The following is a 15209-nucleotide window of genomic DNA, read 5'->3' on the forward strand; positions in this document are numbered from 1 at the left end:
ATCAACGCCCCTTGAATGCCGGCGTGCGCTTGTTCATGAAGGCACTCACGCCTTCGCGATAGTCCTCGCTGCGCCCGGCCAGGCGCTGCAGGTCGCGCTCCAGCTCCAGCTGTTCATCGAAACCGTTGTCGAAACTGGCGTTCAGGCTGCGCTTGATCAGGGCCAGGCCGTAAGTGGGCTGGGTGGCGAGCTGGCGGGCGAGGGTGAGGGCTTCGTCGCGCAGCGCGGCATCGTCCACCACGCGGTGGATCAGCCCCCATTGCTGGGCCTGTTCGGCGCCCAGGCGCTCGCCCAGCATGGCCAGGGCCTTGGCCCGCGCCATGCCGACCAGGCGCGGCAGCAGCCAGGTGCCGCCGGAGTCGGGTACCAGGCCGATCTTGCAGAAGGCCTGGATGAAGCTGGCCGAGCGGGCCGCCAGCACCAGGTCGCAGGCCAGCGGGATGTTGGCACCGGCGCCGGCAGCCACGCCGTTCACCGCGCAGATCACCGGCAGCGGCAGGTCGCGCAGGGTGCGCACCAGCGGGTTGTAGAACTTGTCGATCGATTCGCCCAGGTCCGGCATCTCGGCGCCCGGGGCGACGTTGCGATCGGACAGGTCCTGGCCGGCGCAGAAACCACGGCCTTCGGCAGTCAACAACAACACCCGTGCTTCGCTGCTCTGGCGTACTTGCTTGAGTGCCTCGCGCACTTCCAGGTGCATGGCGGTATTGAAGCTGTTCAGCTGCTCGGGGCGATTCAACGAGAGGAGGGCGACGCCGTCCTCGATGGAAAACAGGATGTGCTGGAAAGTCATGACAGACTCGCTCCGTCAGTCGAGGGAAAGATGATCAGCGGCCCTGGAAGCGGGCCTGGCGTTTTTCCTGGAAGGCACGGATGCCTTCGTCGCGGTCGGCGGTGCCGGCCAGCAAGGTGAAGGCATGGCGTTCGAAGCGCAGGCCGCTGGCCAGGTCGGTATCGCCGGCCTTGAGCAGCGCTTCCTTGGCCAGGCGCACCGCCAGTGGGGCCTTGGCGGCGATGCTGCGGGCGATGTGCAGGGCGCGTTCTACGGTGAGTTCCGGCTGGGCGATTTCGCTGACCAGCCCAACCTGCAAGGCATGACGGGCGGTAATGGCTTCGCCGGTCAGCACCATTTGCATGGCCAGCGGCTTGCCTACTGCCCGCAGCAGGCGCTGGGTGCCACCGGCGCCGGGGATGATGCCGAGGTTGATTTCCGGCTGGCCGAAACGGGCGTCGCTGCCGGCGATGACGATGTCGGCACACATCACCAGTTCGCAGCCGCCACCCAGGGCGTAGCCGTTGACGGCGGCGATCAGTGGCTTGGCGAAGGCGGCGATGCTTTGCCAGTGGGCCACCCGCGGGTCGTTGAGGATGCCGACCAGGTCGCGCTCGGCCATCTCGCGGATATCGGCGCCTGCGGCGAATGCCTTGCGGCTGCCGGTGAGCACCACCGCGCGGATCTGTTCGTTTTGCCCGGCCGCTTCCAGCGCAGCGGCCAGCTCTGCCAGTAGCTCGGTGCACAGGGCGTTGAGCGCCTCGGGCCGTTGCAGGGTAATGAGCTGGACGCCCTGTTCGGGCGCCTGCACATCGAGATATCGCGGCATGTCGGGTTCCTCTGGCTGCACGCACGGCACATCGTGGGGCCGGCATTTCTTGGAATTGTTTGCAGGGGCGTGATGCGGGGATCACGTCCAGGTGGAACCAGTATATGCATTACGCGATACAACTATGCAACATTCAAAATTGTTTCATGTATCTCTTTTTGCGTGAGTGACAACTGCCTCAGCAAAGGGTTTCATGATGGTGAATCGCTTCATCACCTTGTATTCAACGCACAATGCTGAATTTATGGGAACGCGATGACTCCAGCAAAAGCGATACACGACCATGCTGATTGACGCACCACAAGATTGTGATACAAGATCATGGCGCATTTGAAATCATTTCAGGAGCTTTGCCATGCCTTGCTATCGACTGGACGGCCTGACGCCCGTGGTTCATCCGACAGCCTACGTGCACCCCAGCGCCGTGCTGATTGGTGATGTCATCGTCGGCCCTCGTTGCTACGTCGGCCCGCTGGCATCACTAAGGGGGGATTTCGGCCGAATCGTGCTGGAGGAGGGTGCCAACCTGCAGGACACCTGCGTGATGCATGGTTTCCCGGGGGGCGATACGGTGGTCGAACGCAACGGGCATGTTGGGCATGGCGCCGTGCTGCACGGCTGTCGCGTGGGCGAAGACGCCTTGATCGGCATGAACGCGGTGGTGATGGATGGTGCCCATGTGGCACCGCGCTGTATCGTCGCGGCCACGGCATTCGTCAAGGCGGGCTTCGAATGTGCGGCACAAAGCCTGGTGATGGGCTCGCCAGCCCAGGTCAAGCGCCCACTGACCGAACAGGAACTGGCCTGGAAGCAACGCGGCACGGCGGAGTACCAGCACCTGGCGCAACGCTGCATGAACAGCATGGTCGAATGCCCACCACTGACCGAGATCGAGCCCGAGCGCCCACGCATGGAAGACACTGGCGTCAGGCCCAAAGGCCAGGCATCGGCATGAGCCTGGCAGCGTCACGCAATGGTCAGGCGGCCCGCCGCGCAGGTATAGTCGGTGCTTTAACCGCGCACAGTTCGCCCATGAGCAATCTCGCCCCACTGAACAACCTGATCACCCGCTTCCAGGAACAGACGCCGATCCGCGCCAGTTCCCTGATCATCACTTTGTACGGCGACGCCATCGAGCCCCACGGCGGAACCGTCTGGCTGGGTAGCCTGATCAACCTGCTGGAGCCGATCGGCATCAACGAGCGCCTGATCCGCACATCGATCTTCCGCCTTACCAAGGAAGGCTGGCTCACCGCCGAAAAGGTTGGCCGCCGCAGTTACTACAGCCTGACAGGGACTGGCCGCCGGCGGTTCGAGAAAGCCTTCAAACGGGTCTACAGCCCCAGCCAACCAGCCTGGGACGGCGCCTGGACGCTGGTGTTGCTCTCGCAACTGGAGGCCGGCAAGCGCAAGGCTTTGCGTGAAGAGTTGGAATGGCAGGGCTTCGGGGCCATGGCGCCGAACCTGCTGGGCTGCCCACGGGCAGACCGCGCCGACCTGGCCGCAACCTTGCGTGACCTGGAGGCGAGCGACGACAGCATCGTCTTCGAAACCCACACCCAGGAAGTGCTGGCATCCAAGGCCATGCGTGCTCAGGTGCGGGAAAGCTGGCGCATCGACGAACTGGGGCAGCAGTACAGCGAGTTCATCCAGCTGTTCAGGCCGCTATGGCAAGGTTTGAAAGAGCAGCAACAGCTTGATGCGCAGGATTGTTTCCTGGCACGTACGCTGCTGATTCACGAATACCGCCGGCTGCTGCTGCGCGACCCGCAATTGCCGGACGAGCTGCTGCCTGGGGATTGGGAGGGAAGGGCCGCGCGACAGTTGTGCCGTAACCTCTATCGGCTGGTGTTTGCCAAGGCGGAAGAATGGCTGAATGCAGCGCTGGAGACGGCTGATGGGCCGTTGCCGGATGTGAATGAAGGCTTTTACAGGCGTTTTGGCGGGCTTGTTTGAGGATTGGGTGCAGAGGCGGGTTCTATATAACTACGCTAAATGATTATTTAGTGTAGTTATACCTTATTTACATATACAGCATGGCAAATGGGGGGGGTATGCCTGGCCCTCAGGTATCGCGCGGTCCTCATGAATCTTTTGTCGCTTGTACTGATCACATCGCTTGCAGGCCAGCACCCACGGGGATGGTTCGTGGTTTGAGGTCTGCGCGAGATGTAAACAACTGTCCTCTCAATCCTGCGGGCCCTTGTAGGAGCGGCCTTGCGTCGCGATGGGCTGCGCAGCAGCCCCCAAGGTTTCAAAGCAGACGCATGAATTGTTGGGGCTGCCTTGCAGCCCATCGCGACACAAGGCCGCTCCTACAATTGACCGCGTTAACCGATCGACCGGGAGTTGGGTTGCCGGTGATGGGAAGCGTGACAACCTCAATGGCGCTGGCTGACAGGCGCTAGTCTTCAGTGTGGTCATGCATGCGCTGGATTTGTCCTGATAAACAAAGTCGAGGGTGACCGTACCAGGTTTCTTTCAAGCACTCAGGGTAGCCAACAGTCCAAAAGGCAAGGCTAACGCATCTGGCACCAGGTCGGCGCTTGTGATGGTAAGCGAGCGATGGATCAGGACAGATTATCTAGACCAGGGAGCTTTCCCTGGTCCCAAAGTGCCTCACTCGTGGTCCGGTGACCAAATATAGACTAGCGCATAATGAGTATTATGTTAAATGACGTATTTGGAAGTGCCCGTCCGTATTCTGTCCCCATTCAAGCGCTCAGAACTAAACCTGCGAAATGCAAAAAACTAAAGATTCAAAACCGGACTCCCTGCATGTTTTGAAATTTTTAGTACTCGCCCGCGAGCTGTGTAGATTTTCGGGTGTGCGTTCGCTGGTCAAAGTCACCCTGACCTCGTAACGACATCGTGCTGAAAACTGTGTATTCTGAACTTGCTTGCTCCGAGACTTGTTGGCGATGAGCCTCCCCTTGGAGACGTTCGATAGCCCGCCTACCAAGGCGGGCTTTGTTTTTGAATCGCTGTTCAAGCCTAGGGTTTGGAGCTCAGACGGTAGGATTTCGATGGTTCAATGCATCAGGCCGCTTGAGACGTACGACGACTGATTATGGCCTTTGACTCGCTCGCCCCAAAAGCATTTCGGCACTCCTCGGGACCCTTCTGACCGGTCAGCGTCTGCCTCCATTTGATCAAGGGCTACGCATCATCCCGACTATGGACGCGGGAATGGCACACTTGCGAATGCTGAAATTCGGCACTTTCCATATGGGACTCGTACGGCCAGCCGCAAAATTCGTCAAAAAGCGCAGATATCAGGCCCAGCGCCGAGCATGCCCAACGCCACTTCAAGCTGATGATACGCTGGCGGCCGAAAGCTCAAAGCCAGCTGGAAATGGCGTTTTCGCACGGTGGCGAGCAAAGGAAAGGGATACTGATCAGTAAAGCGTTGGGCCTAGTTGTGGCGCCACACTTGGGAGGCCTGTCCAGCGAAGCTATGTTCGCCCAGCTCGACTTATTTTACCGAGAAGTCCAAGCACCCGGAGCATTGGTCGCGTACATCTATTTCGCCGACACCGATCCTGTTGCCTCCCTTGTCGAGAAGACTTTGCGACATGCGCTACAGCACCAAGATGCCAAGTTCGTAAGCTATGCCGCTTATGCGATCCGCGTATGGCGCACGCGAGTCGACAGCCCCATCACCCACCGGCTAGTGAGCTTGCTTGTCATGCTTTTTGGCCCGCAGCGCCTGAGCGCACTGCCGGAGATCATCGAGTCATTGCGTACATTGCTTGAGCGCGGTCGGCTCTCGGCAGAGGAAGCCGGGTCATTGATCGACACACTGCCGGTGGTGTTTGATTGCACCCGCTATGACGCGACCGGCGACCTTGGGCATGAGGCAGCTACTATTTCGATTGTCAGGACCAAGTGTGTGCAACTGGCCCGCAGCCTCAGCGTAAACCGTGCCGAACCTTGCGGGGAGCTCGCTCGCGTCATGGCCGAAGCCAAGGGGATCCGTTGCCTGAAGTCCGGTTCGCCTAGGCAAGAGCGCACACCTAATAGTCTGGGCGATGCTGCCGACAGCGCAGTACGCTCTTGATCCGTTAGGCGGACTTGGTCTTGTGTTTGCGCAGCGCTCGCGCTTCGCTCGGTGCCTTTCTGATTTCGGCCAGCTGTTGGGCCAGCGCGTCTGCGCGGTGACCTTCTAAACCTCATTCGAAACATCATTCAGGACCGCGAACGCTCACCGCTGCGCACCCCATCATGATCAGCGAAAATGCCAGTACCATCGGAGCAATACCGAAGGTATGAACAAGTGCTCCCAGTGCCAGCGGAAAAACGGTCTGCAGACAGTTATTAACGGTCATGGACAATCCCACCGATTCATTGACCCGCTCTGCCGGCGCTGCGTCATAAATCATTGCCAAGGAAACAGGCACGCCCACACCCAGTGGCATCCCTAGGAGTAGGCTCAGAACGCTCAGGGTAACGACTTGATGGGCGAACGGTATCACGGCATAAATGACAGCACCGATGATCATTGCCACCACCAGCGTCGGTCGTGGCCTGGCATACCGCGTCAAGACGGGTGTGAAAAACCGGGAGATGAATGCCCCGCCGGCAAAAGCGCCGAGCAACCAACCCGCCTCGATGGGCGAGATGCCATTGGCAACGGCATGCAGTGATATCACGAACGGGAAAATGGTCTGCGCAGCGAAGAAGAGGCTGCTCACCAGTATCCAGACCATCAATCCAGGCACACGTAACAGCGGATAGATGCCCTGGCGGGCCAACCTCGCCAAAGGCCCACGACGCTCGTGCCGGAAATGATGCAGACGAAGACCGATCGCGAGAATGGACAGTACGGAGAACCCTCCCAGCAACGTGATTGCAGCGTTTGAACCATGATGCTGGTACATCGCCCCCGCCAACACTGGAGCCACCAGTTGGAATAGCGAATAACTAAGGATCAGGTACCCCAGATAGCGAGGGCGTTGTGCTTCTGTCGCGATTGAGCCGACAGCACGAGTGGCGGCCATATGGGTAAATACTGCACCCGCCCCCACGAGACCTGCGACGATCACGAGCGCGTACCGACTCGGAAATACCCAGAACGTCGTCGTTGCGCCAACGATGAGCAGCGCGGCGCTCATGATCGGCATCAAGGTCCCCGCGCGGTCCAGCCAGCGCCCGAATGACACGCTGAACACCATGGGGGCAGCGGTGAACGCTGCGGCAATGACGCCCACGAGCGTAGCGCTTGCCCCCAGCGAGAGCGCGATCAAGGGTACTACCAGGCGCGCCGAGCCCAGGGCAGAAATATTCAGCCCCGCGATCGCCAAGGTACCCATGAAATTTACCCTGTCACGGATGCTCATCCGGTCTGGTCGATACTGCTGGATCTGCCCCATAAGACCTTGCTCCACTCCAATCCCGTCGAACCAGGCAGCAACACACGCGCTGGTACGGGGGTGGCATCTCGCCTCACCCCAACCCCGTCAGGTATGACCAAACATCATGTGATGCGTGGTTATTGTTGTTGGATGGTTAGCGATTGCAGCGAGCGATCCAATTGGCAATGTATGAAGTGTCGCTTCTCGAGCAATGAACCGACCTTTACTCCTCGCAATACCGCGCCCTTCCCCGAGGAGCGTGCGGCATAGGAAGTAAGAAGCCGTTCATTTCGAAACGAGAGGTTTGAAGAGGTACCCGCCCTCTTCAGTTGAGCAAACCTGACCGAACGAAGGTGTGCTGAAATGGATCCCCGCAAGCAATGTCTGCGTATCAGCGCAAGCCGAGAGCAGCGCCTCTCTTGTCATCGTGGACTGACGCTGGTCATGATCACTCACGGTTGCCCAATGCGGCCTTGCGACTTGGCACGGGTGGTGAAACGCATCGCCCGCAATGATGATGTCACCACAGCCGCTATCGATCATGACGGCGATATGCGAGTGGGTATGTCCAGGGGTCGCCAAGATGGAGATGCCGTCACCAAGCTCACACGGTGCCTCGATGAGATTCACCAGCCCAGCCTCGACCACCGGGTGGATGGACTCGCCAAACGAGACAGAATGCATGTCTTGCGGGCTCCGCTGAGCAGCCTCTAGCCAATACTCATATTCACCGCGGGCAAAATGGTACTTGGCATTGGGGAAGGTAGGCAGCCACCGGCCCTCGTGTAGATAGGTGTTCCAACCTACATGGTCGATATGCAGATGGGTACACAGGACATCGGTCACTTGGCCACGATCGATACCGGCGCGCTCCAGCGCTTCGAGAAAACCGGTCTCCATATGCTCCCACTCAGCGACCTCAGTAACGGTCTTGTCATTGCCGATGCAAGTGTCCACGACTAGCGTGCGCCCATTCAACCTGACGATGAAACATTGAGATAGTGCATTCAATGAAAAGTCAGCATTACGGTAGGGAGGCTTCAACCATTCGATTGCACGAATATTGTCAGGCGTCGTATCAGGCAGGAGCCAAGCCAGTTGCGGGCCTATTTCCAACTCGATGACCTGGAAGATTTCAGCGGCACCTATCTGCGTACGTACTACCTCTAATGCCATGACACATCCCCTTAAATGGGCCATTTCCAATGTTCAATGTTAGCCCCATGCAATGGCACTTCACGCGCACGCCTGACGCTCGAACGCCAGGCGTGCGGCGATCAGGGGGTCATGCCAATACGATGGTTTTCGACTCCATGAAGGCCAACAAGCCCTCTACCCCGCCCTCACGACCAATCCCAGACTGCTTGAAGCCGCCAAAGCCGATCGAAAAATCAGTGCGTGGCCCATTGTGCCCCACAGTACCGGAGCGAAGCTGCCGTGCCACTTGCAACGCCTTTTCACGTTCGTTGGTAAAGACTGCGGCATTAAGTCCGAACGGCGTGTCGTTCGCCATGCGAATGGCATCCGCCTCACTGTCGGCGGGAATGACACAAAGCACCGGCCCGAAAATCTCTTCCTGGGCGATGGCGGAGCGATTGTCGACGTTGGCAAAGACCGTGGGCTCGTAGAAAAACCCTTTTTTCAGGCTTTCAGGACGCTTCCCTCCCGTCACCAGCGTAGCCCCTTCAGCAATACCTTTTGCTACATAACGCTCCACGGTTTCCCGCTGACGCGCGCTGGCGAGCGGGCCGGAGGTCGTATCATCGGCAAACGGGTCGCCGACGACGATCTTGCGCGCGATGTTCGCCAGCGCGTCGACCATCTGGTCGTGCTTCGCCCGTGGTACGATCACCCTGGTCAGACTATGGCAGATCTGGCCGGTGTTATAACCAAAATAGGAGTTGCCCAAGGTGGCGGCGGCCGTTTCGATGTCATAGTCGTCAAGCACCACGGCCGGCGACTTGCCTCCCAGCTCAAGCGTTACGCGGGCGACACGATCCCCAGCGATGGAAGCGATCCTGCGGCCTGCTCCGGTCGACCCGGTGAAGGTAATCTTGTCCACGCCCGGATGGCGAACCAACTCCTCGGACACATCCCTGTCCGCCGTCACGACGTTGATGACGCCTGGAGGCAGCCCGATCTCCTCACAGATCTGCGCGAGCAGGTACGCCGAACATGGCGCTTCCGGCGGTGATTTGATGACCATCGTGCACCCGGCCAGCAGCGCCGGCGCGGTCTTGTAGGCCATCAGCCCCGCCGGGCCATTCCAAGGAATGATCTGCCCCACTACACCGACCGGTTCATAAACGCGATAGGCCGGATTTCCGGTCACCGATTGATGTGCCTCGCTGAAGGCAAAGCTCGAGGCCATCGCCGCGTATTGCCGAAACGCGCCACTGATGAACAGGCCGATACGCGGTTGAGCGACCTTGTAGACAATGCCTGTTTCGATAGACCAGATGCGCGCGAACTCATCATTCAGCGCCTCGAGGCGCTCGGCAATTTTCTCCAGGTAGACGGCACGCTCCTCTGGGCTCAAGCGCGGCCAGGGCCCGTCGTCAAAGGCCTCACGCGCCGCGTTGATCGCCCGCTGCATATCCTCGGAAGAGGCTTTCGCCACAGTGGCGACGACCTCTTCGGTCGAGCAGTCGAGTACATCGAAGGTTTCAGAGGTGGCGGGCACCACCCACTGCCCACCGATGAATAGCCGATCGGGGTGTTTCAGGGAAATGGTTCTTTCGGTCATGATGATCTCCATTGGGCACCACTGCGCCACTGAACGGGTTGGCCAGAACATCGGGCGGTCAGAAAACGATCACGCCCTTGCCGCCTGTCTGCTGGTTGAAATCGGCATAGGCCTCACCGGCCTGCTCAAGGGACCACTCGCTGGAAAACAGCTTGTCCACCTCGACACCATGGGCCGCGATGAAGCGCGCACAGTCGCTCATGCCGACCTCCGAAACCGTGAATGAGCCCACCAGGGTTCGCTGCTTGCCGATCAGGTCCTTCATGACATCAAGGCTCAGGTTACCGCCCACCGACACCAGGGCAATCCGCCCCCAGATACTGGTGCTGCGCACGGCCTGGCTACGGGGTATCTCACCACCGGCACACTCCATGGCGCAGGAGGCGCCTTTGCCGGCCGTGAGCCTGTGAATCTGCTCGACCGGGTCAACTCGGCTGGCATCGATGGCATGCGCTACACCAAACGCCTTCGCGTTCTGCACGCGTTCGGCGTTGATATCGACGCCGATCACCTCCACGCCCATGGCCGCCGCCAACTGCGCGGCGGAAAGCCCGACGGGCCCCAGGCCATAGATCGCCAGCGTGTCGCGGGCGGTGACGCCAAGGCGAAGCAAAGCGCCATAGGCCGTACCCGTGCCACAAGCAATGGCGGCACCGCCCTTGAACGAAATGTCTTGAGGTAGATGGATCAGCGAAGACACCGGGACCTTCATGTAGGTGGCATGCCCGCCGTGGTTGAGTACGCCATAGATGTCGGCGCCGTGATCGCACAGCTGGGTCCAGCCGCTGCGGCAATGCTCGCAGTGGCTGCACCCCTTGTAATGAAAGACGATGACCCGATCGCCGGGCTTGAATGCCCGCGCATCGACACCGGCTCCCACCGCGGCGATTACCCCACAGGGTTCATGCCCACCGATGATGTCGTCGCCGCGCATGCGCTCCTTCAGGCCGAGCATACCAAGTGCCTCGTGCATGCCGTGCCGGTAGTAATGCAGGTCGGTACCGCACATGCCGGAGGCCTTCATCTCGATGATGGCCTCGCCCGGTCCTGGGGTGGGGTCCGGGAAGTCCTTGACCTGGACTTCGCACTGCCCCTTGAAAATCATGCCTCGCATTCAACGCCCTCAGCATCTGCTTGATTGTTGTTGGTGGTCAGGTGCTGTCGTTGCGCTCGAATATCCCTGTGCAGTTGCCAGGGAACGAAACACGCCGCGCATATGGCCAGCACCGGGACAGGCAATATCCCTCTGGCTTGAGGCTAAGAGCATCTCGGGCGTGGGGCAAACGCGATAAATCGAAGCGTCAATTCGTTCTGGGCGAAGCAGTTTCAGGGTTCGCCAGGAGCGAATCGGGGCTTGCGAATTCTTCAGCCGAAACAGCAGGCGCAATTGGCTGCTCTGCTTCATCGTTATCCCGCTATCGCACCCGCGCACAACCACTGCCCCGGGACGTTGCGTACACGGTGATTCAACGCAGAGGAGTGAACCAGTGACCTGACAGGCCCGATCAACTCGACGACACCCAAACAGGAATAGAAACAACAACAAGATCATTCCAGTTTCAGAGGTACAGCCATGTTGTTCCGTTCGAAGACACAGTCAAAAACCCGTGCGCCTGCACGGCCACCCGCCATTCAGCCGCGCCCCGCGCTCCAGCGCGCTTCAGTACTTCAGTGCGCGACGGTACTGACCCTTGCCGGTTTGTGCAGTGCGTTCCCCGCCGTGGCAGAAGACCAGATCAACCTGAAGTTCACTCACCGCTTCTCATCGAAACACTATGCCTGGACCCATGGCGGTGGCGTATTCACCCAGGCGGTGGAGAAGGCCTCAAACGGCAGGGTGACGTTTGAAACCTACCCCGCCGCGCAATTGGGAAAAGACTATTTCAGCCTGCTCCGCTCGGGGTTGGCCGATATAGCTGTTTTCATTCCTGCGTATGAGTCGGACAAACTTCCGATGTCCACGGTCGCTGAACTGCCGAACATGTACAGCAATATATGCCAGGGCACCCGCACGCTGGCGACCATGGTCAGTGACACAGGCACCATCGGCAAATCCGAGTACAGCCGCCACGGGCTTCACGTGCTGTTCGTGACCCTGATGCCGCCCTATACCTTCATGACCTCGAAGCAACCGACCGCCAGCCTGGAGGCGATGGAGGGGCTGAAGATCCGCGGCGCCGGGGCGGCCATGACCAAGACGGTACAGGCCCTGGATGCGGTGCCCGTGCAGATCTCCGCATCAGAGGTCTACGAGGCGCTGTCGCGCGGCACCATCGACGGCGCCGTCTACCCCTACAACGCGCTGACGCCCTACGCCCTCGAAGACCAGCTCAAGTACTCCGTCGCCGGTGTAAGCCTGGGTGGAACGGCCGTGGTGTATGCGATCAGCAGCAAAAGGTGGAATGCGCTGCCCGCGGAAGTGAAAACCATCATGAACCAAGCGGCGCAGGCCACCCAGGCCTCGATGTGCCAATGGCTGGACGAGGAAAACGTCAGGATCAAGAACCAGATCGTCAGGGACAACGGCCACATCGTGACGCAGTTGCCCGCCGAGGATCTGGCCAAGCTGACGCTTGCCATGCAGCAGGTCAAGAAAAGCTGGGCGCAGGTCATGGATGAGGCCCATCACGACGGCAGTGCACTGCTTGAGGAGTACCACCAGCTGTTCGTGGCTTCAGAACGATAACCTGCCGCTTACCTGAGAGCCTTTCCATGAAATCGATAATTCAAGTACTCGAGAAGTCCAGCACGCTGCTCGCGGGTATCTGCCTGCTAATCACCATGTTGCTCATTAGCGCAGACGCAGTTGCCCGCTACCTGTTCCATTCGCCCATTCCCTGGACGATGGACGTCATCAGCTATTACCTCATGGTGGTTATTTCCTACCTGGCGATCTCCGATACATTCCGGCATGGCGACCATATCCAACTGGACCTGTTCCTTAACCGCATGAGTCCGCGCACCAAGCTGATTTCAGATACCGCGTGCTCGCTCTTGGCGGCCTGCGTGTTCCTGGTTATCGCCATTGGCAGCACCCTCAGCATGATCGAGTCGTTTCAGGCAGACGAGTTTCTCACCGGGTATGTCAACTGGCCGGTCTGGCTGAGCTTCTTGCCCATCAGTGCAGGCAGCGCCCTGCTGTCTTTGCGCCTGATCCATCACTGCTCGCTGCTATTGAGCAGTGGCCAGGATGCGTCTCTCGAACAACCCGAGGAAGCCTGAGATGATTGCCGCTGCTTTTTTCATTGCCCTGTTGCTGCTGATCTCCCTGGGTTCCCCCATCGGCTTTGCCATGGCGATCGTGGGTGGCCTTGGGCTTCTGTGGGCCGGGGGTACGGATGCGTTGGTCATCATGCTCGGCTCGATGCCACGCGAATCGGCAGTAGTCTACGAGTTCGTGACCATACCCATGTTCCTGCTGATGGCTGAGTTCGTGCTCCGCTCCGGCGTGACCGACGACCTGTTCAAGGTCGGCGCAGCCTGGTTCGGTCGCATTCCCGGTGGGCTCGGTATTGCAACGGCCTTTTCCGGGGCAGGTTTCGGAGCGATCTGCGGCTCTTCTTCCGCGGCTGCGGCGACCCTGTCGGCCACGTCCCTGCCAGCAATGCTCAAGCACGGCTATGAGCCGCGCCTGGCTGGTGGCTGCGTGGCGATTTCCGGGACCCTGGCGATGCTGATCCCTCCCAGCATCGCGATGGTGGTCTATGGCCTGATTGCCGACGTGAACATCGGTAGGCTGCTGATGGCAGGGGTAGTGCCCGGCATCCTGGTGACCCTGACGATCGTCATCACGGTCTATAGCCTGGTCAAGCTCGACCCCTCGCGCGCACCGTTGTCGGAACCGGTCGCCCTGACCGAGAAACTGCGCCTGCTCAAGAGCGTCCTGCCAGTGTTGCTTCTGTTCGCCGCGATCACTGGGGTCATCTACACCGGCATCGCAACACCCACCGAAGCCTCCGCGCTTGGCGCATTGCTCGCTGGCGTGCTGTATGTCGCCCGTGGTCGCGCGTCCCTGCCCGATCTGCAAGGGCTGGTCGGACGGGCGGCGCGAACGTCCTGCATGTTCGCCATCATCATCCTGGGCGCGAAGCTGTTCGCCATGGTGTTCGCACTAACCCACGTCACCCAGGACCTGATTGCCTGGGTGGGCGCACTGGACGTGTCCCCCTGGACCATCATGCTCGGGCTGGTGCTCCTGTACCTGGTGCTGGGCTTTTTCATGGACCAGATGGCCATCCTGGTGCTCACCGTGCCCATCGTCGCGCCGTTGGTGTCCTCGCTAGGCTTCGACCTGGTCTGGTTCGGCATCATCATGATCGTCGTCGCCGAAATCGGCATGGTCACCCCGCCGGTGGGCCTGAACTGCTTCATCGTGTCCAAGTACTCGAAGACACCGGTATCGCAGATATTCAGAGGGTCGTTCCCTTATGTGATCACCCAATTGGTCGCCATCGCGATTCTCCTGGCCTTCCCTCAGCTGACGCTCTGGCTACCGCAAAACATGTAAGCGCACAGGTGCGGCGAAAGGCTTTCGCCGCACCGGTTTCACCCAAGGCGCAACTTCAATACGACCGAATCAGGGCTTCGTAAAGCACAAGTTGGATCGGGCCGTGTCGGCGCCTACCCTTGGGTTTGATATTCACCAAACCTGCGTGGTGCGTGGCACCGCCAGTTTCGACCATGCAGTCAGGAGCTCTGCAGCAATGAACAATCTCGAAGGTAAAGTCGCCATCGTTACCGGTGGCACGGGTGGTATCGGCAAGGGTGTGGCGTTGCAACTCGCCGCCCGTGGTGCCCGAGTGGTTATCAATGGCCGGGACGAAAAGAAGGCCCAGGCCGTGCTCGAGCAAATCCGCGCCCTGGGCGGCGAAGGCTGCTTCGTTGCAGGCGACGTGCGCTCGAAAAGCGACATGCAGGCCGTGGCTGCTGAGGCGGCGCGCCGCTTCGGGGGAATAGACATCGTGGTGCCTAACGCCGGGGGCAACGACGATGAGGCCCGGCAACCACAAGTACGTGGCCCCTTTGCCGACATCGACCTCGAACGGGTGACCCAGTTCGTGGCACAAGCCGTGGCGGCGAAGCTGCTCGTGGTGCAGGCCGCGGTGCCTTACCTGCGCCAGCGCGGCGGCGGCAGCATTGTATTCGTCACCTCCGAAGGCGGCAGGTCGCCTACCCCTGGGCAGACCGCCATCTCCACGTTCTCCGGCGGCCTGATCATGGCCAGCAAAGTGCTGTCCAAAGAGCTTGCCCGTGACAAGATCCGGGTCAACTGCGTGTGCGTTACCGTGGTGCGTGACACCCCGTCGTGGGACGCCGCCTGGGGACAGGAAGGCGGTGTTTCCGAACACCACCGCAAGCAGTACGAAAAGATCGTGGCCAGCAGCCCATTCGGCGTCGCGGCACCTGGTGACATCGGGGGCGTCGTGGCCTTCCTGGCCTCCGACGATGCCGCCTACCTCACAGGTGCCACGGTCAGCCCCACCGGAGGCCTGACCATTCATTGAGCCG

General features: G+C 60.1%; 13 protein-coding genes. 7 read left to right on the plus strand and 6 right to left on the minus strand.

The genetic code is table 11. The features are described from left to right. Position 1: 1 nt before the first annotated feature. Entirely contained in the window at positions 2 to 793 is a 792-nt protein-coding gene (gene paaG / locus C163_RS12710; protein ID WP_015270321.1) for a 2-(1,2-epoxy-1,2-dihydrophenyl)acetyl-CoA isomerase PaaG, read from the minus strand. 34 nt (positions 794 to 827) lie between these two features. Continuing rightward, positions 828 to 1601: a 2,3-dehydroadipyl-CoA hydratase PaaF gene (gene paaF / locus C163_RS12715; protein WP_025339113.1), complete on the minus strand. Its 774-nt coding sequence runs from the start codon at positions 1599 to 1601 to the stop codon at positions 828 to 830. 355 nt (positions 1602 to 1956) lie between these two features. Between paaF and paaY the strand changes: the two genes are divergently transcribed. From paaY to C163_RS12730, 3 genes are all read left to right on the plus strand, one after another. Further along, positions 1957 to 2556 (plus strand): phenylacetic acid degradation protein PaaY, encoded by a 600-nt coding sequence (gene paaY, locus C163_RS12720; protein WP_025339114.1) that lies wholly within the window; start codon positions 1957 to 1959, stop codon positions 2554 to 2556. 77 nt (positions 2557 to 2633) lie between these two features. Beyond that, positions 2634 to 3557, plus strand: coding sequence for a phenylacetic acid degradation operon negative regulatory protein PaaX (gene paaX / locus C163_RS12725; RefSeq protein WP_075045237.1), 924 nt, complete (start codon positions 2634 to 2636; stop codon positions 3555 to 3557). Between the two features lie 1399 nt (positions 3558 to 4956). Continuing rightward, the gene (locus C163_RS12730) at positions 4957 to 5661 is read left to right on the plus strand and encodes a hypothetical protein (protein ID WP_025339116.1); all 705 of its coding nucleotides are present in this window, start codon (positions 4957 to 4959) and stop codon (positions 5659 to 5661) included. A 124-nt stretch (positions 5662 to 5785) separates the two neighbouring features. On the opposite strand, the gene C163_RS12735 is transcribed toward C163_RS12730, so the two are convergent. The 4 genes from C163_RS12735 to C163_RS12750 all read right to left on the minus strand — a co-directional run bounded on the left by C163_RS12735 (position 5786) and on the right by C163_RS12750 (position 10815). Next, a complete protein-coding gene (locus tag C163_RS12735; RefSeq protein WP_025339117.1) occupies positions 5786 to 6973 on the minus strand; it encodes an MFS transporter in 1188 nt (395 codons plus the stop codon). Between the two features lie 267 nt (positions 6974 to 7240). Beyond that, positions 7241 to 8131, minus strand: coding sequence for an MBL fold metallo-hydrolase (locus C163_RS12740; RefSeq protein WP_025339118.1), 891 nt, complete (start codon positions 8129 to 8131; stop codon positions 7241 to 7243). Positions 8132 to 8240: 109 nt separating this feature from the next. Then, entirely contained in the window at positions 8241 to 9701 is a 1461-nt protein-coding gene (locus tag C163_RS12745; RefSeq protein ID WP_025339119.1) for an aldehyde dehydrogenase, read from the minus strand. Positions 9702 to 9759: 58 nt separating this feature from the next. Then, the gene (locus C163_RS12750; protein ID WP_025339120.1) at positions 9760 to 10815 is read right to left on the minus strand and encodes a zinc-binding dehydrogenase; all 1056 of its coding nucleotides are present in this window, start codon (positions 10813 to 10815) and stop codon (positions 9760 to 9762) included. Positions 10816 to 11274: 459 nt separating this feature from the next. Between C163_RS12750 and dctP the strand changes: the two genes are divergently transcribed. From dctP to C163_RS12770, 4 genes are all read left to right on the plus strand, one after another. Next, positions 11275 to 12387, plus strand: coding sequence for a TRAP transporter substrate-binding protein DctP (dctP, locus tag C163_RS25995; protein WP_081742270.1), 1113 nt, complete (start codon positions 11275 to 11277; stop codon positions 12385 to 12387). 26 nt (positions 12388 to 12413) lie between these two features. Next, positions 12414 to 12923 (plus strand): TRAP transporter small permease, encoded by a 510-nt coding sequence (locus C163_RS12760; RefSeq protein WP_025339122.1) that lies wholly within the window; start codon positions 12414 to 12416, stop codon positions 12921 to 12923. A 1-nt stretch (position 12924) separates the two neighbouring features. After that, positions 12925 to 14208, plus strand: coding sequence for a TRAP transporter large permease (locus C163_RS12765; protein WP_025339123.1), 1284 nt, complete (start codon positions 12925 to 12927; stop codon positions 14206 to 14208). Positions 14209 to 14404: 196 nt separating this feature from the next. Next, the gene (locus C163_RS12770; RefSeq protein ID WP_025339124.1) at positions 14405 to 15205 is read left to right on the plus strand and encodes an SDR family NAD(P)-dependent oxidoreductase; all 801 of its coding nucleotides are present in this window, start codon (positions 14405 to 14407) and stop codon (positions 15203 to 15205) included. The last annotated feature ends 4 nt before the right edge of the window (positions 15206 to 15209 follow it).

The organism is Pseudomonas sp. FGI182, from assembly GCF_000511325.1.
Lineage (GTDB): Bacteria > Pseudomonadota > Gammaproteobacteria > Pseudomonadales > Pseudomonadaceae > Aquipseudomonas > Aquipseudomonas putida_Z.

What these genes read in the sequence shown, in the direction of transcription:
- paaG (WP_015270321.1), bottom strand. Translation starts at nt 793, where the DNA reads ATGACTTTCCAGCACATCCTGTTTTCCATCGAGGACGGCGTCGCCCTC.
- paaF (WP_025339113.1), bottom strand. Translation starts at nt 1,601, where the DNA reads ATGCCGCGATATCTCGATGTGCAGGCGCCCGAACAGGGCGTCCAGCTC.
- paaY (WP_025339114.1), top strand. Translation starts at nt 1,957, where the DNA reads ATGCCTTGCTATCGACTGGACGGCCTGACGCCCGTGGTTCATCCGACA.
- paaX (WP_075045237.1), top strand. Translation starts at nt 2,634, where the DNA reads ATGAGCAATCTCGCCCCACTGAACAACCTGATCACCCGCTTCCAGGAA.
- C163_RS12730 (WP_025339116.1), top strand. Translation starts at nt 4,957, where the DNA reads ATGGCGTTTTCGCACGGTGGCGAGCAAAGGAAAGGGATACTGATCAGT.
- C163_RS12735 (WP_025339117.1), bottom strand. Translation starts at nt 6,973, where the DNA reads ATGGGGCAGATCCAGCAGTATCGACCAGACCGGATGAGCATCCGTGAC.
- C163_RS12740 (WP_025339118.1), bottom strand. Translation starts at nt 8,131, where the DNA reads ATGGCATTAGAGGTAGTACGTACGCAGATAGGTGCCGCTGAAATCTTC.
- C163_RS12745 (WP_025339119.1), bottom strand. Translation starts at nt 9,701, where the DNA reads ATGACCGAAAGAACCATTTCCCTGAAACACCCCGATCGGCTATTCATC.
- C163_RS12750 (WP_025339120.1), bottom strand. Translation starts at nt 10,815, where the DNA reads ATGCGAGGCATGATTTTCAAGGGGCAGTGCGAAGTCCAGGTCAAGGAC.
- dctP (WP_081742270.1), top strand. Translation starts at nt 11,275, where the DNA reads ATGTTGTTCCGTTCGAAGACACAGTCAAAAACCCGTGCGCCTGCACGG.
- C163_RS12760 (WP_025339122.1), top strand. Translation starts at nt 12,414, where the DNA reads ATGAAATCGATAATTCAAGTACTCGAGAAGTCCAGCACGCTGCTCGCG.
- C163_RS12765 (WP_025339123.1), top strand. Translation starts at nt 12,925, where the DNA reads ATGATTGCCGCTGCTTTTTTCATTGCCCTGTTGCTGCTGATCTCCCTG.
- C163_RS12770 (WP_025339124.1), top strand. Translation starts at nt 14,405, where the DNA reads ATGAACAATCTCGAAGGTAAAGTCGCCATCGTTACCGGTGGCACGGGT.